The sequence below is a fragment of the Acuticoccus sp. I52.16.1 genome, from assembly GCF_022865125.1.
Classification (GTDB): domain Bacteria; phylum Pseudomonadota; class Alphaproteobacteria; order Rhizobiales; family Amorphaceae; genus Acuticoccus.
Map to the genome: position 1 here is coordinate 153,750 of NZ_CP094828.1, position 23,868 is coordinate 177,617.

General features: G+C 70.7%; 20 protein-coding genes and 2 riboswitches. Of the genes, 6 read left to right on the plus strand and 14 right to left on the minus strand.

Translation table 11 applies throughout. The features are described 5' to 3' along the window. The first annotated feature begins 2 nt into the window (after nt 1–2). Entirely contained in the window at nt 3–1,322 is a 1,320-nt protein-coding gene (locus tag MRB58_RS00705) for a TRAP transporter large permease (protein ID WP_244779729.1), read from the plus strand. Nucleotides 1,323–1,336: 14 nt separating this feature from the next. Beyond that, nucleotides 1,337–2,761, plus strand: a complete 1,425-nt coding sequence (locus MRB58_RS00710) for an amidohydrolase family protein (RefSeq protein WP_244779730.1) — start codon at nt 1,337–1,339, stop codon at nt 2,759–2,761. Nucleotides 2,762–3,193: 432 nt separating this feature from the next. Here MRB58_RS00710 and gcvPB read toward each other — a convergent pair whose 3' ends face one another. The 8 genes from gcvPB to MRB58_RS00750 all read right to left on the minus strand — a co-directional run bounded on the left by gcvPB (nt 3,194) and on the right by MRB58_RS00750 (nt 10,659). Continuing rightward, complete coding sequence (gcvPB, locus tag MRB58_RS00715) at nt 3,194–4,693, minus strand: aminomethyl-transferring glycine dehydrogenase subunit GcvPB (RefSeq protein ID WP_244779731.1); 1,500 nt, start codon at nt 4,691–4,693, stop codon at nt 3,194–3,196. A gap of 3 nt (nt 4,694–4,696) precedes the next feature. After that, nucleotides 4,697–6,019 carry an aminomethyl-transferring glycine dehydrogenase subunit GcvPA gene (gene gcvPA / locus MRB58_RS00720; protein ID WP_244779732.1) on the minus strand — a complete coding sequence of 441 codons (1,323 nt, stop codon included), beginning with the start codon at nt 6,017–6,019 and terminating at the stop codon, nt 4,697–4,699. A 2-nt stretch (nt 6,020–6,021) separates the two neighbouring features. Next, the gene (locus tag MRB58_RS00725) at nt 6,022–6,450 is read right to left on the minus strand and encodes a nuclear transport factor 2 family protein (protein ID WP_244779733.1); all 429 of its coding nucleotides are present in this window, start codon (nt 6,448–6,450) and stop codon (nt 6,022–6,024) included. Then, nucleotides 6,447–6,893 (minus strand): NUDIX hydrolase, encoded by a 447-nt coding sequence (locus MRB58_RS00730; protein ID WP_244779734.1) that lies wholly within the window; start codon nt 6,891–6,893, stop codon nt 6,447–6,449. Before MRB58_RS00730 ends, MRB58_RS00725 begins: the two co-directional genes overlap by 4 nt. Then, nucleotides 6,890–7,258, minus strand: coding sequence for a glycine cleavage system protein GcvH (gene gcvH, locus MRB58_RS00735; RefSeq protein ID WP_244779735.1), 369 nt, complete (start codon nt 7,256–7,258; stop codon nt 6,890–6,892). Before gcvH ends, MRB58_RS00730 begins: the two co-directional genes overlap by 4 nt. Nucleotide 7,259: 1 nt before the next feature. Then, nucleotides 7,260–8,381, minus strand: a complete 1,122-nt coding sequence (gene gcvT, locus MRB58_RS00740) for a glycine cleavage system aminomethyltransferase GcvT (protein WP_244779736.1) — start codon at nt 8,379–8,381, stop codon at nt 7,260–7,262. A 54-nt stretch (nt 8,382–8,435) separates the two neighbouring features. Continuing rightward, nucleotides 8,436–8,531: riboswitch (glycine riboswitch) on the minus strand. Nucleotide 8,532: 1 nt separating this feature from the next. Beyond that, nucleotides 8,533–8,629: riboswitch (glycine riboswitch) on the minus strand. A gap of 79 nt (nt 8,630–8,708) precedes the next feature. Further along, entirely contained in the window at nt 8,709–9,710 is a 1,002-nt protein-coding gene (locus MRB58_RS00745) for a nitronate monooxygenase family protein (RefSeq protein WP_244779737.1), read from the minus strand. A 91-nt stretch (nt 9,711–9,801) separates the two neighbouring features. Further along, a complete protein-coding gene (locus tag MRB58_RS00750; RefSeq protein WP_244779738.1) occupies nt 9,802–10,659 on the minus strand; it encodes a MaoC/PaaZ C-terminal domain-containing protein in 858 nt (285 codons plus the stop codon). A gap of 258 nt (nt 10,660–10,917) precedes the next feature. Here MRB58_RS00750 and MRB58_RS00755 point away from each other — a divergent pair, with 258 nt between their 5' ends. Continuing rightward, on the plus strand, nt 10,918–12,072 hold the full coding sequence (locus tag MRB58_RS00755; protein ID WP_244779739.1) for a CaiB/BaiF CoA-transferase family protein: 1,155 nt from the start codon (nt 10,918–10,920) through the stop codon (nt 12,070–12,072). 45 nt (nt 12,073–12,117) lie between these two features. Here the strand turns inward: MRB58_RS00755 and MRB58_RS00760 are convergent, their stop codons facing one another. The 6 genes from MRB58_RS00760 to MRB58_RS00785 form a co-directional block, all read right to left on the minus strand. Next, nucleotides 12,118–13,524, minus strand: a complete 1,407-nt coding sequence (locus tag MRB58_RS00760) for a TRAP transporter large permease (protein WP_244779740.1) — start codon at nt 13,522–13,524, stop codon at nt 12,118–12,120. Next, entirely contained in the window at nt 13,521–14,138 is a 618-nt protein-coding gene (locus MRB58_RS00765) for a TRAP transporter small permease (RefSeq protein WP_244779741.1), read from the minus strand. The genes MRB58_RS00760 and MRB58_RS00765 overlap by 4 nt, the downstream gene beginning before the upstream one ends. 157 nt (nt 14,139–14,295) lie before the next feature. Next, a complete protein-coding gene (gene dctP, locus MRB58_RS00770; protein WP_244779742.1) occupies nt 14,296–15,342 on the minus strand; it encodes a TRAP transporter substrate-binding protein DctP in 1,047 nt (348 codons plus the stop codon). 110 nt (nt 15,343–15,452) lie between these two features. Then, a complete protein-coding gene (locus MRB58_RS00775; RefSeq protein WP_244779743.1) occupies nt 15,453–16,877 on the minus strand; it encodes an FAD-binding oxidoreductase in 1,425 nt (474 codons plus the stop codon). Then, nucleotides 16,874–17,545, minus strand: a complete 672-nt coding sequence (locus MRB58_RS00780) for an RraA family protein (RefSeq protein ID WP_244779744.1) — start codon at nt 17,543–17,545, stop codon at nt 16,874–16,876. Before MRB58_RS00780 ends, MRB58_RS00775 begins: the two co-directional genes overlap by 4 nt. Continuing rightward, on the minus strand, nt 17,542–20,013 hold the full coding sequence (locus tag MRB58_RS00785; RefSeq protein ID WP_244779745.1) for a 2-oxoglutarate dehydrogenase E1 component: 2,472 nt from the start codon (nt 20,011–20,013) through the stop codon (nt 17,542–17,544). The genes MRB58_RS00780 and MRB58_RS00785 overlap by 4 nt, the downstream gene beginning before the upstream one ends. Nucleotides 20,014–20,141: 128 nt before the next feature. Between MRB58_RS00785 and MRB58_RS00790 the strand changes: the two genes are divergently transcribed. From MRB58_RS00790 to MRB58_RS00800, 3 genes are read left to right on the plus strand one after another with little or no spacing between them, the layout of a single operon-like run. Then, entirely contained in the window at nt 20,142–20,918 is a 777-nt protein-coding gene (locus tag MRB58_RS00790; RefSeq protein WP_244779746.1) for an SDR family oxidoreductase, read from the plus strand. Nucleotides 20,919–20,951: 33 nt separating this feature from the next. Beyond that, nucleotides 20,952–22,634, plus strand: a complete 1,683-nt coding sequence (locus tag MRB58_RS00795) for an acyl-CoA dehydrogenase family protein (RefSeq protein ID WP_244779747.1) — start codon at nt 20,952–20,954, stop codon at nt 22,632–22,634. Between the two features lies 1 nt (nt 22,635). Next, the gene (locus tag MRB58_RS00800; RefSeq protein ID WP_244779748.1) at nt 22,636–23,841 is read left to right on the plus strand and encodes a CoA transferase; all 1,206 of its coding nucleotides are present in this window, start codon (nt 22,636–22,638) and stop codon (nt 23,839–23,841) included. Nucleotides 23,842–23,868: the final 27 nt, after the last annotated feature.

Sequence of the window (23,868 nt, forward strand, 5' to 3'; positions counted from 1 at the left end):
CCATGGACTTCGTGATGGTCGGCATCATCGGCATCGCCGCGTTTCTGACGCTCCTCTTCATCGGCCTGCACATCGCGCTGGCCTTCATCCTGGTGGGCTTCACCGGCACCGTAGTACTCCTCAACACCAACGCGGGCCTCTCGCTGCTGGGCGAGACGATGTACACCGCCATCGCCTCGCCCACCTTCACCGTGCTGCCGCTCTTCGTGCTGATGGGCGCGTTCGCCGCCGCCAGCGGGTTCGCCGAGCGGGCCTACCGGGCGATCAACCGCGCCGCGGCCCGCATCCCCGGCTCGCTCGCCATCGCCACCTCGTTCGGCTCGGCCGCGTTCGCCACCATCTGCGGCTCCTCGCTGGCGACCGCGTCGGTGTTCGGCCGCGTCGCCTACCCGGAGATGCGCCGCTACCGCTACGACAAGAAGTTCGCGCTGGGGTCGATCGCCTGCTCGGGCACCTTCGCGTCGATGATCCCGCCGTCGGGCATGTTCATCCTGTTCTCGATCTTCACCGAGGTGTCGGTCGGGCGGCTCTTCATGGCGGGCATCGTGCCGGGGGTGCTGACGGCGTGCGTCTACGCCGCGTCGATGTACCTGCGCGCCAAGGCCGACCCCGCGCTCGCCCCCATCTCCGAGGAGGAGCGCGAGGTGACGCCGCGCCAACGCATCACCGCGCTCGGAGGGCTGTGGCAGATCGCGATCCTCGGCGGCCTCGTCATCGGCGGCCTTTACGGGGGGCTCTTCACCGCCACGGAAGCCGGCGCCATCGGCGCGTTCGGCACGCTCCTCTTCGGGATGCTCAACGGGCCGCTGCGGCGATTCAAGGTGTTCGCCGGGGCGCTGCGCGAATCGGCGTCGATCACCGCGACGCTGTTCTTCATCATCGTCGGCGCGCTCTTCTTCAGCCGCTTCCTGGGGCTGACGCGCATTCCGTACGAACTCTCCAACTTCCTCACCACGTGGGATGTCGCGCCGTGGGTGATCCTGGCTTTGATCCTCGCGACCTGGTTCGTGTTGGGCATGCTGGTGGTGCAGTCGGCCGTCTTCGCGCTGACCTTGCCGATCCTCTTTCCCATCGTCGTCGAGCTGGGCTACGAGCCGGTGTGGTTCTGCGTGGTGGCGATGAAGATGAACGAGATCGCCGGCGTGACCCCGCCGGTGGGCCTCAACGCCTTCTCGCTCGCCGGCGCGGCGGGGGACGACGTAAAGGTGGGCGAGGTCTTCGCCGGCGTGTGGCCCTTCATCGTGTGCGACATCGTCGTGCTGGCGCTGCTGATCGCGATCCCGCAGCTCGTCCTCTTCCTGCCCGACACGATGCTCGGCTGACCTCGGAGACCCCCATGGCGACCTACGATGCGATCCTGCGCGACGGCCTGGTGGTCGACCCCGCCAACGGCGTCCATCGGGTGGCCGACGTCGCGCTGAAGGACGGCAAGGTGGCGGCCGTCGGCAGCGTCTCGGGCGATGCGACCGCCGAGCACGACGTCGCCGGGCGTGTCGTGATGCCGGGGATCGTCGACCTGCACGTCCACCTGTCGCCGTGGCTGGGCGGGGCGGAGGGGCACCGCATGCTGGCGCTGGCCGGCGTCACCACGGCGCTCGACATGGCCGGCCCGGTGGAGGGCGTGGTCTCCCTCGCCGCCTCGCACGGGGCCGGCCTCAACATCGCCTGCATCGACTATCTGCGCCCCGGCCACACCGTCGCCGGCGAGGACCCCGGCGAGGCGGAGCTGGCCGATACGCTCACCCGCGCCCAGAAGGCCGGCGCCATCGGCCTGAAGCTCCTGGGCGGGCACTTTCCGCTGACGCCGGAGGCCTCGGCCGCGGCCATCAAGGTCGCCAACGACCGCGGCGCCTATGTCGCCTTCCACGTCGGCACTTTGGCGCATCATTCCACCATCGACGGGGTCGCCGAGGCGTGCGAGCTGACCGCCGGCGGCCGCCTCCACATGGCGCACATCAACTCCTACTGCCGCGGCCAGGTGCGCGAGGCGATCGTCGAGGGTGAGGAGGCGATGGCGCATCTGCGCGCCAACCCGGCCATCTGGTCCGAATCCTACCTCGCCCCGTTCAACGGGGTCAGCGCCAAGTGTGCCGGCGGCGCGCCGGAGAGCCTCGCCACCCGCCGCAGCCTGGAGCGCGGCGGCTACGCGCCCACCGAGGACGGCATGGCGGCGGCGATCGCCGGCGGCTGGGCGATGATCCACGCCACCAAGGACGGCGCCATCGTGCTCGTCTCCGGCGACGAGGCGCTGGCGCTCTGGCGCGCGCGCGACACCAACATCGGCGCCAGCTTCATCTCCAACCCGCCCGAGCCGCGCATCCGCCTCGTCACCGCGACGGAGGCGGACGGGCGCTTCTCGGTCGACTGCCTGGCGACCGACGGCGGCGGCATTCCGCGCAACGACATCGTCGCGCGCGGCCTGCCGCTGGTCCGGCTCGACGCGCTGACGCTCGACGGGTTCGTCACCAAGGCGAGCTGGGCGCCGGCGGTGGCGCTCGGCATCGGCGCGCAGAAAGGCCACCTCGGGCTCGGTGCGGACGGCGACGTGACCGTGCTCGACATGGCCGAGCTGAAGCCGACGATGAGCTACGCCAACGGCCGCCTGGTGATGCGCGACGGTGCGGTGTTCGGCGCCGGCTCGCGCATGATCGTCACCGCCGCCGGCGAGAGGACCTGCCGCGATGCGGGCCTCGACACGCTGACGGTGGAGCCCGGCGCCATGCTGCCGCCCCGCGCCGAGGCGATGGCCCCGCGCCACTGACCGCCGCGAGCCCGCGCCGGTCTCGCCCCACGCTGCGCCCCGGTCTCGCCCCGCCGGTGCGGTGGCGCGGGTGCGCGGGGCGGATGGCTGCCCCGCAATTTCTGGTAGGTGTCACCCGCCGGACCGTTCCCCTATGATAGGCGGTACCGATCGCCGTCGAGGCGCGATCCCCACGCTGCGCCGTCGCAATCGCTCCCGCCCCTCGGGTGATCGATGGTGGGTGGTCGATCATGCTGTACGCCCGAAAATCGCAAAAACAGGCCATTGGCACGATTCTTGCAGACGAATCGATGCGATTTCGGCCTCTGGCGCATCGGCGCCCCAGCCTCGCGTTCTTCTCGATCCCGCTACCGAGCGGCAGCCACCGCCGACCTTGCGAAGGTGCGCGTCGTTACGGCCGACACCGTGTGCCGGCCGTAATGTGCGGTGCGGCTACTCGGCCGCCTCACGCGCCGGCTCCGGCGCTTCGTAGACCAGCACGGGCTTGCGGGCGCCGCGCGTCTCGTCCAGCCGGCGGCGCGGCGAGTAGCGCGGCGCCTCGGTGAAGCGCTCGGTGTCGCCGCGCTTGGCCGCCATCGCGAGGTCGCGCAGGGAACCGATGAAGAGATCCAGCGAGGCGAGCGATTCGGACTCGGTCGGCTCGATCAGCATCGCGCCGGGCACCACCAGCGGGAAGTACATCGTCATCGGGTGGAAACCCTCGTCGATCATCGCCTTGGCGAAATCGAGCGTGGTGACGCCGGTGCCCTTCAGGAAGCGCTCGTCGAACAGCACCTCGTGCATCGCCGGGCGGTCCGGGAAGGACACGCTCATGAGGTCGGCGAGCGAGGCCTTGATGTAGTTCGCCGCCAGCACCGCGTCCTCGGACGCCTGCTTCAGCCCGTCGGCGCCGTGGCTCATCATGTAGGCCATCGCGCGCACGTACATGCCCATCTGCCCGTGGAAGGCGGTGAGGCGGCCGAACGGCATCTCTTCGCCCTCGGCGTCGCCGGTGCGCTCCACCAGCGTGTCACCGCGGAAATACGGCACCGGCGCATAAGGCGCCAGCCGCTCCGACAGGACGACCGGGCCCGAACCCGGCCCGCCGCCGCCGTGCGGCGTCGAGAACGTCTTGTGCAGGTTGATGTGCATCGCGTCGACGCCGAGCGCGCCGGGCTTGGCCTTGCCGACGATGGCGTTGAAGTTCGCCCCGTCGCCGTAGAAGTAGGCGCCCGCCTCGTGGATCACCTCGGCGATGGCCGCCACCTCCGGCTCGAACAGGCCGCAGGTGTTGGGGTTGGTGAGCATGATCGCCGCAACGTCGTCCGACAGCTTCTCGCGCACCGCCTCGACGCTGACCGTCCCGTCCTCGCGCGCCTTCACGCCCTCGACCCTGTAGCCGAGCGCGGCGGCGGTCGCCGGGTTGGTGCCGTGCGCCGATTCGGGCACCAGCACCGTCTTGCGGTCCTCGCCGCGGTCCTTCAGCGCCGCGCGGATCGCCATCATGCCGGCAAGCTCGCCCTGCGCGCCCGCCTTGGGCGACAGCGCGACCGCCTTCATGTCCGTCATCTCGAGGAGCCAGTGCGAGAGCGTCTTCATCAGCTCCAGCGCGCCCGGCACCGTGGAGAGCGGTTGCAGCGGGTGGATGTCGCCGAAGCCGGGCATCCGCGCCGCCTTCTCGTTCAGCCGCGGGTTATGCTTCATCGTGCACGAGCCGAGCGGATAGAGGCCGAGGTCGATCGCGTAGTTCTGCCGCGACAGGCGCACATAATGGCGCATCGTCTCCGGCTCGGTGAGGCCCGGCAGGCCCACCGGCGTCTTGCGCGCGTGGCGGCCGAGCCGCGAGGCGTGCGGCGCGGGATCGGGCAGGTCCACGCCGGTCTGCTCGGTGTGGCCGACCTCGAAGATCAGCGGCTCGTGGATCCGCAGTGCCTGGTTTCCGGTGAAGGTCATGATTTACGCCCCCAGAGCGCCCGCGAGCGCCGCAATATCCTCGTCCGTCGTCAGCTCCGTGGCGGCCACCACGATGAGATCGCCCGGCGCCGCGGCGTCGAGCCGCGAGACGGGAAGCCCCGCGATGATCCCCTCACCCGCCGCCCTCTCGACGACGGCGGCCGCGTCGCCCGGAACGCGGACGGTGAACTCGTTGAAGAAGGTCTCGTTGAGCACCTCGACGCCCGCCGCCGTCAGCGCGTCGGCCGTCGCGCAGGCGCGCTCGTGGTTGAGCGCGGCGAGGCGCGTCAGGCCCTTTTCGCCCAGCAGCGTCATGTGGATGGTGAACGCCAGCGCGCAGAGGCCGGAGTTGGTGCAGATGTTCGACGTCGCCTTGTCGCGGCGGATGTGCTGCTCGCGGGTCGACAGGGTCAGCGCGTAGCCGCGCTTGCCGTCGGCGTCGACCGTCTCGCCCGAGAGGCGCCCCGGCATCTGCCGCACATGCTTCTTCTGCGTCGCGAAGAGGCCGACGTAGGGGCCGCCGAAGGTCAGCGGATTGCCGATCCCCTGCCCCTCGCCGACGACGATGTCGGCGCCCTGGGCACCCGGCGGCTCGATCGCCCCCAGCGCCACCGGCTCGGTGAACACCGAGACCAGCAGCGCCCCCGCCTCGTGCGCGGCCTCGGCGATCGGCGCCAGGTCGATCAGGTGGCCGTAGAAGGACGGCGACTGGACGACGACACAGGCGACGTCCTTGTCGATCCGGGCGAGGATGTCCTCGCCGGCGGTCGGATCGCTCGGCAACGCGTCGATCTCGACGCCGGTCGCCACCGTCGCGATGACGTCGCGATACTGCGGGTGGACACCGCCGGAGACCACCGCCTTGCCACGCTTGGTCAGGCGCGCGGCCATCATCACCGCCTCGGCCGCCGCGGTCGACCCGTCGTACATCGACGCGTTGGCGACCTCCATGCCGGTGAGGCGCGCGACCTGGGTCTGAAACTCGAACAGGACCTGGAGCGTGCCCTGGCTGATCTCGGCCTGATAGGGCGTGTAGGAGGTCAGGAACTCGGACCGCTGGATGAGGTGGTCCACCGTCGCCGGCACGTGGTGGCGGTAGGCGCCCGCGCCCAGGAAGAAGGGGCCGTCGCCCGCCGCGTGGTTCTTGCGCGCCATCGCCGACAGCGCCCGCTCCACCGCGATCTCGGATTGTCCCGCGGGCAGGTTCATCGGCTCGGTGAAGAGCTTGCCGGCGGGCACGTCGACGAACAGGTCGTCGATCGCGCCGACGCCGATCTTCTTCAGCATCAGCGCCCGGTCGTCAGCCGTCAGCGGATGGTAACGCATCGTTACTCCTCAGAGGTCATGAGTTGCACCGCACGCGAGATGCGGTCCAGGTTGTGGAATTCGACCAGCTCGACGATCTGCAAGTCGCGAACGGTCAGAAACATGGCGGTCCGAATGGCGACCTTCACACCCGTCGCCCGCTCGATCCCGTAGGCCGTGGTGCTCGCGGCGACGTTGTCCCCGTCGGTGACCACCGCCGAGAGATCCTCCCGCTCGTCGATGGCCCAGGTCTCGTCCACGCGTGCGAACCACAGGCGCACCCCGGCGTGCCCCTCGTAGATGCCGCAGCTGGGGTCCTGCGCCCCGCGAGTGTGCACCTCGACCCGCACGTCCGGCGCGACGTAGGTCAGCGCCTTGTCGTAGTCCCGCTCCCGGTAGGCGGTGAAGCAGGCGAAGAATACGTTGCTGGGAGACACGATCCGTCCACTCATCGGACCATGCGCTCCAGCGGGTCGTAGCGGGCGAGCGGGGGCTCGCCGAAGGCGATCGTCGGCAGACTGTCGGGTTTGAAACGCACGCCGACGAGTTCGTCCGGGGCGAAGAAGCGCCGCTCGGTGACGATCGCATCCGGATCGCGCCAGGCGGGGTCGATGCTCCCGCCGGTCACCCGCGCACGGAAGAACAGCTCCACCTGGTGGAAGCCCGTCTGCGGATTGTGGAACTCGTTGACGAGGGCGAGCCCGCCGACCTCGACGGTGAGGCCGGTCTCCTCGTGGACCTCGCGCCTCAGGTTGGTGGTGAGGTCGGTCCCCGCCTCGACGCCGCCGCCGGGGGCGCACCAGAGGTCGCTCTGCCCGTCGGGATACGCGTTGACGAGGAGGAGGCGGCCCTCCTCGACGACGAGCGCGCGGACGGCGAGGCGGGGTGAACTCACGATATCGTCTTCAGATACTCGTCGTAGCCGGCCTGATCCATGAGGTCGGAGAGGTCCACGCCCTCGGCCTTGAACTTCACGAACCAGCCGTCCGACTCCGGTGCCTCGTTGACGAGCTCGGGCTTCTCGTCGAGCGCGGCGTTGACCTCGACGACCTCGCCGTCGACCGGGGCGTAGACGTCGGACGCGGCCTTGACGCTTTCGACCACGGCGAAGGCGTCGCCCTTGGCCAGCGTCTTGCCGACGTCGGGCAGCTCGACGAAAGTGATGTCGCCGAGTTGCTCCTGGGCGTGGTCGGAGATGCCCACGGTGAGGACACCGTCGGTGTCTTCGATCCACTCGTGGTCCTTGGTGAAGCGCTTCATCTTACGTCTTTCGTTTGGCTCGCGATGGCACGAAGGGGAGCGGGGCGACGGTCACCGGGACCGACTTCCCGCGCACGATTGCGGCAAGCTCCGTGCCGATTTCGGCGTGCTGGCCGGCGACGAAGCCCATGGCGATCGGTGCGCCCACGGTGGGGCCGACGCCGCCCGAGGTGACGAGGCCGACGTCCCGGCCGTCGAGCTGCAGCACGGCGCCCGCGCGAGCCGGCACGCGGCCGCCGACGGCAAGACCCACGCGCTTGCGGTTCGGTCCGTCCGCCAGCTCGGCCAGGATGCGCTCTTGGCCGAGAAAGCCGCCCTCCTCGCGCCGCCGCTTGGGCATGACGAAGCCGAGGTCGGCCTCCACCGGGCTGATCTCCTCCGACAGGTCCTGCCCGTAGAGGCACAGCCCCGCCTCCAGGCGCAGCGTGTCGCGCGCGCCGAGGCCGACCGGCGCCACGCGCGCGTCCTCGCAAAGCGTCGTCCAGGCGGTGGCGGCGACCGCGTTCGGCACGGAGATCTCGAACCCGTCCTCGCCGGTATAGCCGCAGCGCGAGATCATCGCGTCGGCGCCGAAGGCGGTGCCGTAGGCGGCGGTCATGAAGGTGAGCGCGGACAGGTCGACGTCGACGTGCGGCGCCAGCGCCGCCTCCGCCGCGGGGCCCTGGATGGCGATCAGCGCGCGGTCCAGCGGGGTGACGGTGACCTTGGCGTCGGCGTGGGCGGCGAAGTGGGTGGCGACCGCCTCACGCCGCGCGCCGTTGACGACGACGCGCAGGTGGTCGCCCATGTTGGTGATGATGAGATCGTCGACCACGCCGCCGGCCTCGTTGGTGAGCACGCTGTAGCGCGCGGCTCCCTCCTTCAGCCCGGTGATGTTGGACGGGGTCAGGCGCTCCAGCCACGCGGCGGCCGCGCCCGGCTCGCTCTCGTCGAGGCGGAGCTGGCCCATGTGGGACACGTCGAACAGGCCAGCACCCTCGCGGCAGGCGGTATGCTCGGCCATGATTCCGCTATATTGCAGCGGCATCAGGTAACCCGCGAACGGGACCATGCGGGCGCCGGCCGCCTTGTGGACCTCCACCAGCGGGGTGTGCTTCAGCGCATCGGTCGGAACTTCGGCCAAACCATTCTCCTAGCCCATGACAAAGGTCGCCCGGCGATTGCCGAACTCTCGAGCCCTTCTGTCATGGCACCTGAGAGATTTCCCGCCGGGCCTCGCGGCCGAGACGGCTACTCCTTCGGTGGACGGCTGCCGCCGCCGCTTTCCAGAATGTCTTTGACGCGCGGTCCTTTTGCCTGAGAGTTTCCGGGCCGTTGCTCCTTCGGCGCCGCAACCGTTCGTCGGGTTGCGGTCTCTCCCGCGCGCTGTGCCAACAATGATTGCCCGGGCGCGAAAGTCAAGGTGAGCGCCCCTGTCACCCCCGACCAAGGTGGTGACGCACGCCCGCCGCTACTGCGCGGCGAGCGAGGCCGCTTCGGTGTCGGCGCCCAACAACCGGCGACGTGCGGCGGCGTATTCACGGGCCAGACGGTCGACCAGCGCGGCGGCCGGCAGGACCGCGTCGACCGCGCCGATCCCCTGCCCCGAACCCCAGATCTGCGACCACGACTTGGGCTTGGACGAGCCGGAGCCGAAGTTCATCGCCGACGGATCGCTGGTGGGCAGGTTGTCCGGATCCATCCCGGCGGCCGCCACGGACGGCTTCAGATAATTGCCCCAGACGCCGGTGAAGAGATCCGAATAGACGATGTCGTCCGCCCCGCCGGCGACGATCATCGCCTTGTAGGCCTCGACCGCGTTGGCCTCTTCGGTGGCAATGAAGGCCGAGCCGATGTAGGCCGCGTCCGCGCCCATTGCCTCGGCCGACAAGACGGCGTCGCCGCGGGCGATCGCGCCCGAGAGCACCAGCGGCCCGTCGAACCACCGGCGGATCTCCTGGACGAGCGCGAACGGCGAGAGCGTGCCGGCATGCCCGCCTGCGCCGGCGGCGACGGCGACGAGACCGTCCGCCCCCTTCTCGATCGCCTTCCTGGCGAAGCGGTCGTTGATGACGTCGTGCAGCACGCTGGCGCCGACCGAGTGCGCCGCCTCGTTCACCTCCACCCGCGCACCGAGCGAGGTGATCCACACCGGCACTTTCCACTTCACGCAGATCTCGATGTCGCGCTCCAGGCGCTTGTTGGTGCGGTGGACGATCTGGTTGACCGCGAAGGGCGCCGCCGGCCGGTCGGGATTGGCCTGGTTGTAGCGATCCAGCTCCTCGGTGATGCGCTTCAGCCAGGCCTCCAGCATGATCGGCTCGCCGTCCGTCTCGCGCGCATTGAGCGCGGGGAAGGAGCCGATGATGCCGGCCTTGCACTGTGCCAGCACGAGGTCCGGATTGGAGATGATGAAGAGCGGCGACCCCACGACGGGGATCCGCAGCGACTTGATCGTTTCGCGCAATGACACGGGCGTCTCGCTCCTGTTTTCCCCGATACTCGACCGTTCCAGGCTCCGGGACAAGACCCGTGCCGTAGCACTTATCCGGCGGTCACCCTCTTCAGGCGTCGAACTCGAACCGCCCGTTGGTCAGGACGGTCACCTCGCGTGCCGGCACCCGGGCGGTGTAGTTCGCCACCCCCGGCGCCACGACCCACATATCGACCGCGATCGCCTCGCCGGGGAAGACCGGCGAGGAGAAGCGGCCGTCCTGTCCGCGCACGCGCGCCGGGTCGTTGTCGCACAGGGTCAGAAGCAGCGCGCGGCAGGCGATGCCGAAGGTCGCCATGCCGTGCAGGATGGGCCGGTCGAAGCCGGAGCGGCGAGCGCTGGCGGGGTCCGAGTGGAGCGGGTTGTAGTCGCCAGACAGGCGGTAGATCAGCGCCTGCCCCGGCTGCGTGGCGATCGTCACCGTGCGGTCCGGCGCGCGCTCCGGCATCTGCGCCGCGGCGAGCGGCGCCGTCGTCTGCGCCCGGCCGAAGCCCCCTTGCCCGCGCGCGAACGCCGACTGACGCACCGTGGCGTAGGGCGCGCCCGTCGCCGCGTCGACGATGGTCCGCTCGGTGACGATGAGCCCGCCTCTGCCCTTGTCGACGACGTCAGTCACGGTGGTCTTGGCCCTCACCCGCCCCTCGGTCGGCAGCGGCCGCGCCAAGCGCACGGACTGCTCGCCGTGGACGATCTTGGAATAGTCGACGCTGGTGCCGGGCCGGCTCATCCAGTGCGGCGCCATCGCCAGGACGTTCGCCATCGCCGGCATGGCGACGAGCTTGGTCTCGTCGACGAACTTCAGTTCCGCCTCGTCCATCGGGTCGGCGCCGTAGCCCAGGCCGAGCGCGTAGATGATGCAGTCGCGCCAGTCGAGGTCTTGCGTCACCTCAGGCAGGTCGATGCCGATGAGCACGTCCGGATTGAGCATTGTTTGGAAGGTCCCGGTCGATCACGGAAGAGATGTGTTAATCGAGGGATTAGCTAGCGCGTCTCGCCGGGCGCCGCTAGGCCGGATGACGGGCCGCGGCGGGCGCTTGCCCCCCCACGAAGGCCCGCAGCCTCGGTCAACATCAACGTTCGGCCATATCGCGCCGGACAGGGAGGACAATCGCTGTGTTACCCGCTTCCACCCGTGCCGCACCCGCGCGCCCCCTCGCTCCCCCGCGTATGCGAGAGGCCGCCTAGGATGTACCCGCTCGAAGGCATCAAGGTGCTCGACCTGTCGCGGGTGCTCGCCGGCCCCTCCTCGACGCAGACCCTCGCCGACCTCGGTGCCGAGGTGTGGAAGATCGAGGCGCCCGGCAACGGTGACGACACGCGCGGCTGGATGCCGCCGCAGATCGGCGGCGAGTCCACCTACTTCATGGCCGCCAACCGCTCCAAGAAGTCCGTCACCATCGACTTGAAGAGCCCGGAGGGCCTCGCCCAGGTGCTGGCGCTGGCGGCGCAGGCGGACGTGCTGGTGGAGAATTTCCGCCTCGGCGCGCTCGACCGCATGGGCCTCGGCTACGAGGCGGTCCACCGGGTCAATCCGCGGCTGATCTACTGCTCGATCTCCGGCTATGGCCGCACCGGGCCGCGCGCCGCCGAACCGGGCTACGACTTCGTCATCCAGGCCGAGAGCGGGCTGATGTCGATCACCGGCGAGCCGGACGGCGACCCGATGAAGCTCGGCGTCGCCATCACCGACCTCGTCGCCGGCATGAACGCGGTGCAGGGCGTGCTGGCGGCGCTGATCGCGCGCGAGCGCACCGGCCGCGGCCAGCATATCGACATCTCGTTGTTCGACTGCGCGGTCGCCGCGCTCGCCAACGTCGCGACCGGCCACCTGCAGACCGGCGGCGGCTTCAAGCGCTTCGGCAACGCGCACCCCACCGTGGTCCCCTACCAGACGTTCGACACCGCGGACGGCTCGCTGTGCCTCGCGGTCGGCAACGACGGGCAGTTCGCCAAGCTGTGCCGTCAGGTGATCGACCGGCCGGACATGGCCGAGGATCCGCGTTTCGTCCGCAACCGCGACCGGGTCGAAAACCGGCGCGACCTCATCCCGCCGCTCGCCGCGATCTTCACCACCAAGCCCACCGCCCACTGGATCGCCGCGCTGAAGACGGCCGGTGTCCCCTGCGGCGAGGTGCGCTCGGTGGAGCAGGTGTTCGACGCGCCGGAGATCGCCGCGCGCAACGTGGTGCTGGAGATCCCGGACGAGAAGCACGGCACCTTGCGCCTCGTCGCCTCGCCGCTGCGCCTGTCAGAGACGCCGCCGCGCACGCCGCTCGCCCCGCCGCGCCTGGGCGAGCACACGAACGAAGTGCTCTCGCGCTACGCCAAGGTCACGGGCTGACGCCTCGCCAGGACCCGGCCACCGGCTCGGTGGCCGGGTCCTGGTTCAACGCATCAGGTCCGGCAGCCAAGTGATGATCTGCGGGAACATGATGAGGAGCACCAGGGTCAGGATATCGGCCACGAAGAACAGTGCCACGCCGCGGAAAACGTCGGCGAGCGGAATGTCCGGCCGCACGCCCGCCACGACGAAGCAGTTGAGGCCGATGGGCGGCGTGATGAGGCACACCTCCGCCATCTTCACCACGATGATCCCAAACCACACCGACGCCTGCCCGCCGGAGAGACCGAACGCGGATTCCGCCGCCGTCACGTCCGGCCCGCCGTTGAGCGCCATCATCGCCGGGTAGACCACCGGGAGCGTCAACAGCAGGAGGCCGATCGCGTCCATGAACATCCCCAGCACCACGTATCCCATGAGGATGCAGGCGAGGATGATGTAGGGGTCGGTGTCGAACGCCAGGATCCAGTTGGCGAACGTCTCCGGCAGTCCCGAAAAGCCGAGGAAGCGGCCGAAGATCAGGACGCCCCAGATCAGCGAGAAGATCATCACCACCAGCTTGGACGTCTCCATCAGAGCGTCCTTCAGGTGCTTGATGCGCATCCCGTTGATGACCGCGACGACGAGCACCACGAACGCGCCCAGCGCGCCGGCCTCCGTGGGCGTCGCCCAGCCGCCGTAGATCGCCGAGACGATGATGACCACGACCGAGACGATCGGCAGGAGGCCCCAGGTGGAGCGCAGCCGCTCGCCCCAGCCGAAGCCGCGGACCGGCGGGCCGATCCCCTCGTGCGTCGACGACCAGACGATGATGATGAGCGCATAGATCACTGCCGAGAAGATGCCCGGCAGGAACCCCGCGAGGAGGAGCGCGCCGACCGATTCCTCGACGATGATGGCGTAGATGACGAGGATGGCCGACGGCGGGATCAGCGAGGCGAGCGTGCCGCCGGCGGCGACGACGCCGGCCGCGAGGCGCCGGTCGTACTTGGCCTCCAGCATCTCCGGGATGGCGACGCGCGAGAACACCGCGGCCGTCGCGACCGAGGCGCCGGAGACCGCCGCGAACCCGGCCGCGGCGAACACGGACGCCACCGCGAGCCCCCCCGGCACCCAGCCGATCCACACTTTCGCCGCGTGGAAGAGGCTCTTCGTCATGCCGGCGTGGAAGGCGAGGTAGCCGATGAGGATGAACATCGGCAGCAGCCCCAGCACGAAGCTCACCGATTTGGAGTACGGGATCGACCCCACGGTGGAGGCGGCCGGCCCCCACCCGATGAGCTCCACCAGGCCGACGAGCCCGGCGATGCCGGCGGCGAACACCACCCGCACGCCGCACACCACCAGCACCATCAGGAGGATGATGCAGTAGATGCCGACCGCGGTCGGGTCCTGGTAGCCGATGCCGAAGATCGCCGAGGGCTGGCCGGCGATGAGCGCCGAGAGGTTCATCGCCCGCCCTCCTGGTGTTCGCGCAGGCTCTCGACCTCGTGCGCGGCCTCCTCGGCCGGGGTGAGCACCTTGGGCACGGCGACCGGCGCGGCCGACGGCCAGATCGTCAGTCGCACGAAGCCGATGAACTCCAGCGTGAGGCGGATGGCCCACATCGTGAAGGCGACCGGCACCACGAGCTTGGCCGGCCAGGTCGGGATCTCGGCGTCGGGCGTGGTGTCGCCGATGTTGTAGGCATTGAGGAAGAAGTCCCAGCTGTAGCGGATGAGGACCAGCACCAGCAGCAGCCCCGCCAAGGTCGCCAGCGCCTCGACGAAGGCGCGCAGGCGGCCGCGGAAGCGCATGATGACGATGTCCATGCGGATATGCGCGGCGAGACGTTGCGCGTAAGCGACGCCGAGGAAGGCGAAGACGGCGATCGACAGTTCCGTCAGATCCAGCGCGCCTGGGATCGGCGAGCCCGACAGGCGGGCGACGATCCCCACGACCGTCACGATCATCACCAGGAAGATCGTGATGGCGGCGAGGATGTTGAACAGATCCTCGACCACCGCGAGCGCGCGGTCGAGGACGCCGAGGGGCCCGCCCCCGACCGAGGTGTCAGCGTGTGTCATGGGCGGAACCGCGCGCGGCGAGGGCCGTGCGGGTGCAGACTGTTTTGAACGTCATGGGTGAGCGCGAGTTGAGGGCGCGGAGCCCTTGGTTTCAGGCGCAAACGCCCGGCGCGCGGCGGCACCGGGCGTTCTCGGCTCCGTCAGGCGACGCCGCCGCTCAGCTGCCGCCCTCGTTGGCGAGACGCAGCGTCTCGTCGAGGATGGCCTGGGCGTCGAAGTTGTCCTTGTTGACCTCGACCCAGGCGTTCCACACCGGCTCGCCCGCCGCCTCGCGGAACTTGGCGAGTTGCTCGTCGGTGTAGGTGATCTCCTCAAGCCGCTCTTGGAAGCGCGGCAGGAACTTGGCGTCCGCCTCCTCGTAGGCGGCGCGGTAGACGCCCAGCAGCTCGGGCTGGATCTCGGCCAGCAGCGCCTTGTACTGCTCGGGCAGCGCGTCGTACGCGGTCTTGTTGATCACGATCGGGCAATCGGACGTGCCGGGCGACAGGTTGGCGGTGAACCAGTCGGCCACTTCGTCGAGCTTATAGGAGGCGTGGGCGTAGGTGTAGGGCAGGAAGATCGCGTCGACCGTGCCGCGCTGCAACGCGGTATAGGTCTCGGTCGCGGGCATCGTCTGCTCCACGGCGCCGAGCTTCGCCATCGCGTCGCCGATACCGCCGCCGGCCCGCACGCGCAGGCCCTTGAAATCGCTCGGATCGAGCGGCGGCTCGCCGCGGCCGAGCGCATTGTATTGCGGCAGGTTGGTGGACGCATAGTACATGGCGTTCCACTGATCCATCTCGTCCTTGAGGATCTGATGTTCGTAGAGGCCGGCGCGGACGCGGGCCATGTCGTCCCACGTCGTCACCGGCAGGAACGGCATGGTGGTGACCATGTTCGCCGGGTTCTTGCCGGGGTGGTAGAAGTTGCAGAACGTCGCCGCCTCGAACGCGTTGGCCTTCAACCCGTCGAGGTTCTCCTTCGCCTTGGAGAGCTGCTCGCCGTAGAAGACACGCATCTGCCACTTGCCGCCGGTCTCCTCGGCGACGCGCTCCGCCATGTGCTCCAGGCCCGCGGTGAAGGCGCGCGGGTTGCCCCAGGTGGAGATCTTCCAAAACAGCGACGGGCCGTCGACGTTCTGCGCCAGCGCGGCCTGCGAGGCGCCGAACACCATCGCCGCACCCATCATCAGCGCAGCCGCTCGGGTTCCGAGTCTCTCGGTCATCAATTCCTCCCAAATTGCGGACATGGACCTGTCCAGCTCGATTGTTGGGCCGTTGGCCGGCCTTTGATCCAATCGTGCGTTGTCCGCCCTCAGGAATCAAGGGAAGGCATTCAGTCGGGCAAAACCTTGCCGGGATTGAGGATCCCGCGCGGGTCGAGCGCCGCCTTCATCGCCCGCATCAACTTCAGCTCGACCGCAGATCGTGCCCGCGTCAGCTCCTCGCGCCGCAGCCGCCCCACTCCGTGCTCGGCCGTGATCGAGCCGCGGTGCTTCAACACGATGTCGTGGACGATGCGGTTGACGGCGTCGGTCTCGGCCTTCCAGGCGGCGCCGGTCCAGTCGGCGGGGCCGATGGGGTTGTAGTGCAGGTTGCCGTCGCCGGCGTGGCCGAAGGTGCAGTGCCGCACGCCCGGATAGCGCGCATCGAGCGCGGCGTCCGCCTCGGTCACGAAGGCGTCGATGGCCGAGACCGGGACCGAGACGTCGTGCTTGATGCCGGCGCCGGTCTTCTGCTGCACCTCGGCCTGATCCTCGCGGATGCGCCACAGCGCCGCCGCCTGCGCGCCGGACGTGGCGATGACGGCGTCGGTGATCAGCCCCTCCTCCAGGAGCGACCCCAGCGCCGTCTCCACCCGCCCGGTGAGCGACGGGTCGCCGTCCGGCCCGTCGGCCTGGATGAGGACGCGCCAGCCGGCGCCCGGCAGCGGGTCGGCATGGCCCATGGTGGCGGCGGCGAAGTGGAAGCAGTTCTCGTGGATCAGCTCGAACGCCGAGAGCAGCTCGCCCAGCGACCCGCGCAGCCGCGCCAAGAGCTCCACCGCCGCCGCCGGCGACGGGACCGCGACGAGCGCCACACCCCGGTCCACCGGGCGCGGGAAGAGGCGCAGGGTCGCCGCGGTGATGATCCCGAGCGTCCCCTCCGAGCCGATGAAGACCTGCTTCATGTCGTAGCCGGCGTTGTCCTTCCTGAGGCCGCGCAGACCGTCCCAGACCTCGCCGTCGGCCGTGACGACCTCCAGTCCCAGGCACAGCGCGCGCGCGTTGCCGTAGCGCAGCACCTGCACGCCGCCCGCGTTGGTGGCGAGGTTGCCGCCGATCTGGCACGTCCCCTCCGCCGCCAGCGACAGCGGGAAGTACCGCCCCGCCTCGGCGGCGAGGTTCTGCACTTCGACGAGGGTCACCCCGGCGTCGACGGTGATGGTGTCGTTCAGCTCGTCGATCTCGCGCACCGCCTTCATGCGGGTGGTGCAAAGGACGATCTCGTTGCCGACGGGGCGGGGCTGGCCGCCGCCGGTGAGGCCGGTGTTACCGCCCTGCGGCACGATCGGCGTCCCCGTCGCGGCGCAGATCTTGACGATTTCGGCGACGCGGGCGGTCGTGTCGGGCCGCAGCACGAGGGGGGTCTTGCCGGTCCAGTTGTCGCGCCAGGAGACGGTGTAGGGCTCGGTCTCGGCCCCCTCGATGGACCCGCCCGGCCCCGCGGCCTCCTTGAGGCGGGCGAGGATATCGGCGGAGACGGTGGCGTGGATGGTCATATCTTGGCGAATTTCTTAAGCGCGTCGCGGAAGGAGAGGCCGTTTTTCAGGTCCTCGATGGCGCGAGCATCGTCCGCGGCGTATCCGGCCGCAAGGGCCGCGATCTCGGCAGCCTTTTCAGCCGGCAGCACCACGACGCCCGACCCGTCGGCGACGATGACGTCGCCCGGCGCGACGCGCACCCCGGCGCAGATGATCGGCTCGCCGATCGCCTCCACCTTGAGGCGCCGCTTGCCCGGCGTCGGCACCACGTGGCGCGAGAAGACCGGGAAGCCGAACTCGAGGATCTCTTCGCGGTCGCGCACGCCGCCGTCGACGATCAGCCCCTCGATTCCGCGCACGGTCGCCGCGTAGGAGGCCATGCCGCCCCAGGTGGAGACCGGCGCGCCGCCGTTGGCGACGACGATCACGTCGCCGGGGCCGGCGATGTCGAGGAAGTCGCCGACGCGGAAATCGCTCTCGGGGAAGGAGCCGTAGGGGCCGGTCGTCTCGGCGACGGTGATGGCGCGACCGACGCACTTGAGGCCCGGCCCGACGCCCTGGATCTCCGGCGCCATGATGCCGCCGGCCCCGACGACGTCGAGCGCATTGGCGAGGGTCGGCGTCGCGATGGCGCGCAGGGCGGCGAGCACGTCGTCGGCGACGGGCGGGGTGTCGGCAGCGGTCATTGCGCGGCCTCCAGCGAGCCGGGACGGGCGAGGTCGACGGCGGCTCGCAGCAGCGCCTCCTCCTCCTTGGCGTGCCAGGCGCCCCAGCCGACCGCGGGCGAGGCGGCGGCCGGGCGGCAGATGCCGCGGACCCGCCGGCCCGCGGCACGCTCCAGCCGGCGGTCGGCCCAGGTGAAGGCGCCGAGGTTCTCCGGCTCCTCCTGCACCCAGACGATCTCGGCCGCGGGCCAGCGGGCGAGCGCGGCGGCAAGCTCGGCCTCGGGGAACGGGTAGAGCTGCTCGACGCGGACGATGGCGACGTCCCCCTCGCACCCGGCGTCCTTGCGCGCCTCGGCGAGCGTCAGTGCCACCTTGCCGGCGCACACGATCACGCGGGACGGCGCGGAGACATCCTCGGCGATCACCGGGCGGAAGTGCGTCCCGGCGGCGAATTCGGCCGGGATGCTGACGCACTGCGCGGCTCGCAGCATCTTCTTCGGCGTCATCAGGACGAGGGGTTTGCGCCAGCGCCAGGAGACCTGGCGGCGCAGGATGTGGAAGAGGTTGGCCGGCGTCGTCGGCATCGCGACCGTGATGTTGCCGCGGGCGCAGCGGGCGAGCACGCGCTCGAGGTGCCCGGTGGAATGGTCCGGCCCGCCGCCGTCCCACCCGTGCGGCAGCATCATGACGAGCGACGAACGGAAGAGCCAGCGATCCTCCCCGCCGGTGACGTACTGGTCGAAGATCGGCTGGCAGACGTTGAGGAAATCACCGAACTGCGCCTCCCACACGGTGAGCTGGTCCGGCCGCGCGACCGAAAGCCCGTACTCGAAGCCGAGCGCCGCGTTCTCGATCAGCGGCGAGTTGAACGTCTCGGCGGGGCCGAAGCGCGCCAGGATCGCCTCGGTGCGCCCGTCGCTCTGGTCGGCGATCACGAGATGGCGCTGGGCGAAGGCGCCGCGGGCGGTGTCCTGCCCGGAGAGGCGCACCGCGTGGCCGTCCGCGACGAGCGAGGCGAAGGCGAGCGCCTCGGCGGTGGCCCAGTCGATGGGGCGCTCGCCGCGGGCCATCTCGCCGCGCCGGTCGAGGAACTGGGTCACGCGGGGGTGGACGTCGAACCCGGCGGGAGGCGCGGCGAGGGTCGCCAGCATCTCGGCGAGGGAGAGCTCGGCGACGCCGGTCGCGACGGGCTCGGCCATCCGCGCCTCGATGTCGGCGGCGAGGCCCGCGGCGTCGCGGTCGTCGTTGGGGATCGCGGGCGTGGCGGCGAAGGCGGCGTCGAGGTCGCGGCGGAAGGCGGCGAGGTCCGGCTCAGGCGCACCGGCGGCGACGTAGCGCTCCGAGACCGGCGGCAGTGCGTCGATCGCGGCCTGCTGCAGCGGCTGTGTGAAGCGCGACTCTTCCATCTCGTTGTGGCCGCGGCGGCGGTAGGTCACCACCTCGACGACGATGTCGCGCGCGAACGCGGCACGGTAGCGGGCGGCGGTGCGCGCGGCCACGAGCAGCGCGTCCGGATCGTCGCCGTTGACGTGCAGGATCGGCGCCTCGACCAGCTTGGCGATGTCGGCCGATGTGCGGGCGGTGCGCGCCTCGGCGGCGGCGGTGGTAAAGCCGACCTGGTTGTTCAACACCAGATGCACCGTGCCGCCGACGTCGTACCCCGCCAGCGCGCCGAGCTGCATCAGCTCCATGTTGACGCCCTGCCCGGCGAACGCCGCGTCGGTGTGGAGCATCAACGCCAGTGCGCCCGGCCGGCCGCGGGCGTACCCGGTCGCCACCGGCGCCACGATGGACAGGTGCGAGGGATGCGGCGCGACCCACACCGCCACGCCGTCCTCCCGCTGGCCCCGGTGGCCGAGGTGGTAGGGAACGTCCGACGCGGCGCCGCGGGCGGGGTCGATGTCCGGCGTCCCCTTCGCCTCGGCGACGAGGCGGGCGAGCGGCTTGCCGAAGACGAGGCCGAGCTGCGTCAGCCGTCCGCGGTGCATGCCGCCGACGACGACCTCGCGCGCATCGCTGTGGCGGATCACGCCGTCAATCGCGGCGAGGAAGCTCTCCGCGCCCGACATGCCGAACGTCTTCACCGTCGGCAGGCGCTTCAGCGTCGCGGCCTCGAACGCCTCGCCGGCGGCGGTGAGGTACGCGGCGCGGGCGCGGTCGGCGTCGCTGGGCGGTTCGGCGCGCTCGGCCTCGGCCGCGAGCCAGGCGAACCGCACCGGGTCCTGAACGTGACCGAACTCCCAGCCGAGCGTGCCGCAATAGACCGCGCCGAGCGCCTCGGCGAGATCCTCGACGCTCGGCCAGGCGGCGGGGTCGAGCGCGGCGGGGAGCGGCGGCACGGGCGCCAGCGGGTCGAGATGGGCGGCGAGCCATCCCGTGCGGCGATAGCGATCGACCAGGAGGTCCGCGGGTCCGGGGAGCTGCGCACGCACAAGGGCCTCGATCGCGCCGGGGTCTCCGGCGGCGAGATGGCTCGTATCGCGCGACATTGTTGTTCCCACCCGGCTTTTTTCGGTTCTTGTGGACGCTATGGATGCATCCGGAATGCAAACCGGTCAACGCGGCGCGCAACACGCTATAGGCTCGGGCAATAACAGACACGACCGGAGGACGACCCATGGACTTGCAACTGACCGACAAGCGCGCCCTGGTGCTGGGCGCGAGCAGCGGCCTCGGCGCCGCCATCGCCGAGGGGCTGGCGCGGGAGGGCGCGAGCGTGGTCGCCGCCGCCCGCCGGGTGGAGCGGATCGAGGCCTGGCGCGACGCCCTCCCCGCCGACGCCGCCGCCCGCGTCACACCGCTGCGGTGCGACCTCGGCGACCCCGCATCGGTCGACGGGATGCTCGCCGAGGTCGGCGCGGTCGACATCCTCGTCGGCAATGCGGGCGGGCCGCCGCCGGGGCCCGCCACGGCCTTCGGGCGCGAGGATTGGGCGAAGGCTTTCAACGGGATGGCGGCGAGCCTCTTCCATATCGCCAGTGCCCTCGCGCCGGGGATGATCGCGCGCGGATGGGGCCGCATCCTCACCATCGGCTCCTCGGCGATCGAGCAGCCGGTCCCCAACCTCGCCCTCTCCAACGGCGTGCGCGGCGCGATCGCCGGGTGGTCCAAGACGCTCGCCGGCGAGCTGACGCCGCACGGGGTGACGGTCAACATCATCCTCCCCGGCCGCATCCACACCGACCGGGTCGACGCGCTCGACGCCGCCAACGCGGAGCGGCAGGGCAAGAGCCCGGCGGAGGTCGCCGCGGCGTCGGTCGCGAGCATCCCGGCGGGGCGGTACGGAGCCCCCAAAGAGTTCGCAGATGTTGCCGTCTTCCTCGTCAGCGGGCGCGCGTCGTACATCACGGGCTCGATGGTCCGTGTCGACGGCGGCATGATCCGGTCCATCTGAGCGCACGATGCCGCCCATCCCTAAGGTAGTCCGATGAGTGCCGCCCCTCCCCCCGCCGCCCCGCCCGCCCGAAGCCCCGATGCCCTGCTGAGCGAGGCCGGCGCCGCGGTCGCCGCCGCCGACCGTCTGCTCGGCGACGTGCGCGCCCGCCTGGAAACGCTCGTCGCGCCCGAGGGGCGCATCGACCGGACGCTCGCCGACGAGCATCAGGTGCTGCTGCACGGCTTCGCCTGGTTCGCGACCACGGTGGAGGCGGTGCGGCAGATCACGGCCTGGGGCGGCCGTCTCGCCGCGGCGGGCGCGTTCGGCCCGCTGGAGCAGAAGATCCTGCTGGCGGCGGCGGGCGAAAGCCTCGCCCAGCTCGCCGGCGGGGTGTGGATGAGCCAGGGCGAGATCGTGCGCCCGCGCGACTTCGGCCTCGCCGACGACGCGGTCGCGGCGACCCTCGCCCCCGCCGCTGCGCTGATGGCGGACGGCACCGCCGCCGCCCTCGCCGCCGAGATCGGAGCGTCGGCAGCCGAAGCCGACGCCTACGGCGCCCTCGGCCTCGAGGACGAGACGCTGGAGATGATGCGCGGCGAGTTCCGCCGCTTCGCCGACGCCAAGATCGCCCCGCACGCCCACGGCTGGCACCTCGCCGACGAGCTGATCCCGCTGCCGCTGATCGAGGAGATGGCCGAGCTCGGCGTCTTCGGACTGACGATCCCGGAGGACTTCGGCGGCCTCGGCCTCGGCAAGCTCGCCATGTGCGTCGTGACCGAGGAGCTGTCGCGCGGCTACATCGGCACCGGCTCGCTGGGGACGCGCTCGGAGATCGCCGGCGAACTGATCGCCTCCGCCGGCACCGACGCGCAGAAGGCGCACTACCTCCCCAAGCTCGCCTCCGGCGAGATCCTGCCGACCGCCGTCTTCACCGAGCCGAACGCCGGCTCCGACCTCGCCTCGCTGAAGACGCGCGCGGTGAAGGACGGCGAGGACTACGTGGTGACGGGCGCCAAGACGTGGATCACCCACGCCGCCCGCACCGACCTGATGACGATGATGGTCCGCACCGACCCGGACCAGCCCGGCTACCGCGGCCTCTCGATGCTGCTGGCCGAGAAGCCCCGCGGCACCGACGCCGACCCCTTCCCCGCCAGCGGGATGACGGGCGGCGAGATCGCGGTGCTCGGCTACCGCGGCATGAAGGAGTACGAGCTCTCGTTCGACGGCTTCCGTGTCCCGACGGGCGCGCTGCTGGGCGGACGCGAGGGCGAAGGCTTCAAGCAGCTGATGGCGACGTTCGAGGCCGCCCGCATCCAGACCGCGGCCCGCGCCGTCGGCGTCGCGCAGAACGCGATGGAGACCGCCGTGCGCTACGCCGGCGAGCGCGAGCAGTTCGGCCGGCCCATCGGCGCCTTCCCGCGCGTCGCCTCGAAGATCGGCAAGATGGTGGTCGACACGATGGTCGCCCGCCAGCTCACCTACTTCGCCGCGCGGCAGAAGGACTCCGGCCGCCGCTGCGACATCGAGGCCGGCATGGCCAAGCTGCTGGGCGCCCGCACCGCCTGGGCCAACGCCGACAACGCGCTGCAGATCCACGGCGGCAACGGCTTCAGCCTGGAATACGAGATCAGCCGAATCCTATGCGACGCGCGCATCCTCAACATCTTCGAGGGTGCGGCCGAGATCCAAGCCCAGGTCGTCGCGCGCGGCCTCATCGAGGGACGCAACTGACATGACACCGATCCTGACCGACCTCACCATCGTCGAGGTGGCCGCCTTCGTCGCCGCGCCGTTGGGCGGGCTCACCCTGTCGCAACTCGGCGCGGAGGTGATCCGCATCGACCCCATCGGCGGCAACATCGACTTCACGCGCTGGCCGCTGAACAAGGACGGGCACAGCATTTATTGGGCGGGGCTGAACAAGGGGAAGCGCTCCGTCGCGCTGGACCTGAAGTCGCCCGAGGGGCAGGAGATCGCCGCCGCCATCTGCACCGCCGCCGGCGAAGGTCGCGGCATCGTCACCACCAACCTCCCCGCCCGCGGCTGGCTCGCCTACGAGACCCTGGCCGAAGCGCGCGCCGACCTCGTGATGGTGACGCTGATCGGCAATCCGGACGGCTCCGGCGCGGTCGACTACACCGTGAACTGCGCCGGCGGCTTCCCCGACGCGACCGGCAGCGGCGGCGCTCCGGTCAACCACGTGCTGCCCGCGTGGGACGTGGCGGCGGGGCTCACGATCGCAACCGGGGTCATGGCGGCGGAGCGGCACCGGGCCCGCACCGGCACGGGGCAGAAGGTGACGCTGTCGCTCGCGGACGTGATGCACGCGACCGTCTCCAACCTCGGCTTCTCGATGGAAGTGGAGGTCAACGGCACGGTGCGCCAGCCGATCGGCAACGACCTCTACGGCGCCTACGGCCGCGACTTCGCCACCCGTGACGGGCGCCGGATCATGATCGTGGCGATCTCCAACCGCCAATTCCGCGCCGTCGGCAAGGCGACGGGGCTCGCCGACAGGTTCGCCATGATCGGCCCGCTCATGGACGTCGACCTCGACGACGAGGGCGGGCGCTTCGCCGCGCGCCATGCCATCTCCGCGGTGCTCGAGCCGTGGGTGGCGGCGCGCACGCTCGCCGAGATCCGCGAGGCGTTCGACGGGACGGGCGTCCTGTGGGGGCCGTATCAGGATTTCGGCCAGCTCGTCGCCGAGGACAAGTGGCACTCCGAGGCGAACCCGATGTTCGGGCGCGCCGAGCACCACGGCATCGGTGCCACGCTGACGCCGGGCACCCCGCTCGCCTTCGGCGCCGTGGCGCGCGGCGCGCCGGGGGCCGCTCCCCGGCTCGGCAGTGCGACGGAGGCGGTGCTCACCGAGGTGCTGGGCCTGCCGTCGGGCGAGATCGCCCGCCTCGCCGACAAGGGCGTCGTCGCGCTTTAGAGCGGTTCGCGCTCGGAATGAATCGCT

Excerpts from the sequence above, each read along its gene's own strand:
- gcvPA (WP_244779732.1), bottom strand. The coding sequence starts at position 6,019 with ATGCGTTACCATCCGCTGACGGCTGACGACCGGGCGCTGATGCTGAAG.
- MRB58_RS00760 (WP_244779740.1), bottom strand. The coding sequence starts at position 13,524 with ATGAACCTCTCGGCGCTCATCGCCGGCCAGCCCTCGGCGATCTTCGGC.
- MRB58_RS00725 (WP_244779733.1), bottom strand. The coding sequence starts at position 6,450 with ATGAGTGGACGGATCGTGTCTCCCAGCAACGTATTCTTCGCCTGCTTC.
- MRB58_RS00800 (WP_244779748.1), top strand. The coding sequence starts at position 22,636 with ATGACACCGATCCTGACCGACCTCACCATCGTCGAGGTGGCCGCCTTC.
- MRB58_RS00785 (WP_244779745.1), bottom strand. The coding sequence starts at position 20,013 with ATGTCGCGCGATACGAGCCATCTCGCCGCCGGAGACCCCGGCGCGATC.
- MRB58_RS00780 (WP_244779744.1), bottom strand. The coding sequence starts at position 17,545 with ATGACCGCTGCCGACACCCCGCCCGTCGCCGACGACGTGCTCGCCGCC.
- gcvH (WP_244779735.1), bottom strand. The coding sequence starts at position 7,258 with ATGAAGCGCTTCACCAAGGACCACGAGTGGATCGAAGACACCGACGGT.
- dctP (WP_244779742.1), bottom strand. The coding sequence starts at position 15,342 with ATGACCGAGAGACTCGGAACCCGAGCGGCTGCGCTGATGATGGGTGCG.
- MRB58_RS00790 (WP_244779746.1), top strand. The coding sequence starts at position 20,142 with ATGGACTTGCAACTGACCGACAAGCGCGCCCTGGTGCTGGGCGCGAGC.
- MRB58_RS00705 (WP_244779729.1), top strand. The coding sequence starts at position 3 with ATGGACTTCGTGATGGTCGGCATCATCGGCATCGCCGCGTTTCTGACG.
- MRB58_RS00750 (WP_244779738.1), bottom strand. The coding sequence starts at position 10,659 with ATGCTCAATCCGGACGTGCTCATCGGCATCGACCTGCCTGAGGTGACG.
- MRB58_RS00765 (WP_244779741.1), bottom strand. The coding sequence starts at position 14,138 with ATGACACACGCTGACACCTCGGTCGGGGGCGGGCCCCTCGGCGTCCTC.
- MRB58_RS00755 (WP_244779739.1), top strand. The coding sequence starts at position 10,918 with ATGTACCCGCTCGAAGGCATCAAGGTGCTCGACCTGTCGCGGGTGCTC.
- gcvPB (WP_244779731.1), bottom strand. The coding sequence starts at position 4,693 with ATGACCTTCACCGGAAACCAGGCACTGCGGATCCACGAGCCGCTGATC.
- MRB58_RS00710 (WP_244779730.1), top strand. The coding sequence starts at position 1,337 with ATGGCGACCTACGATGCGATCCTGCGCGACGGCCTGGTGGTCGACCCC.
- MRB58_RS00775 (WP_244779743.1), bottom strand. The coding sequence starts at position 16,877 with ATGACCATCCACGCCACCGTCTCCGCCGATATCCTCGCCCGCCTCAAG.
- MRB58_RS00795 (WP_244779747.1), top strand. The coding sequence starts at position 20,952 with ATGAGTGCCGCCCCTCCCCCCGCCGCCCCGCCCGCCCGAAGCCCCGAT.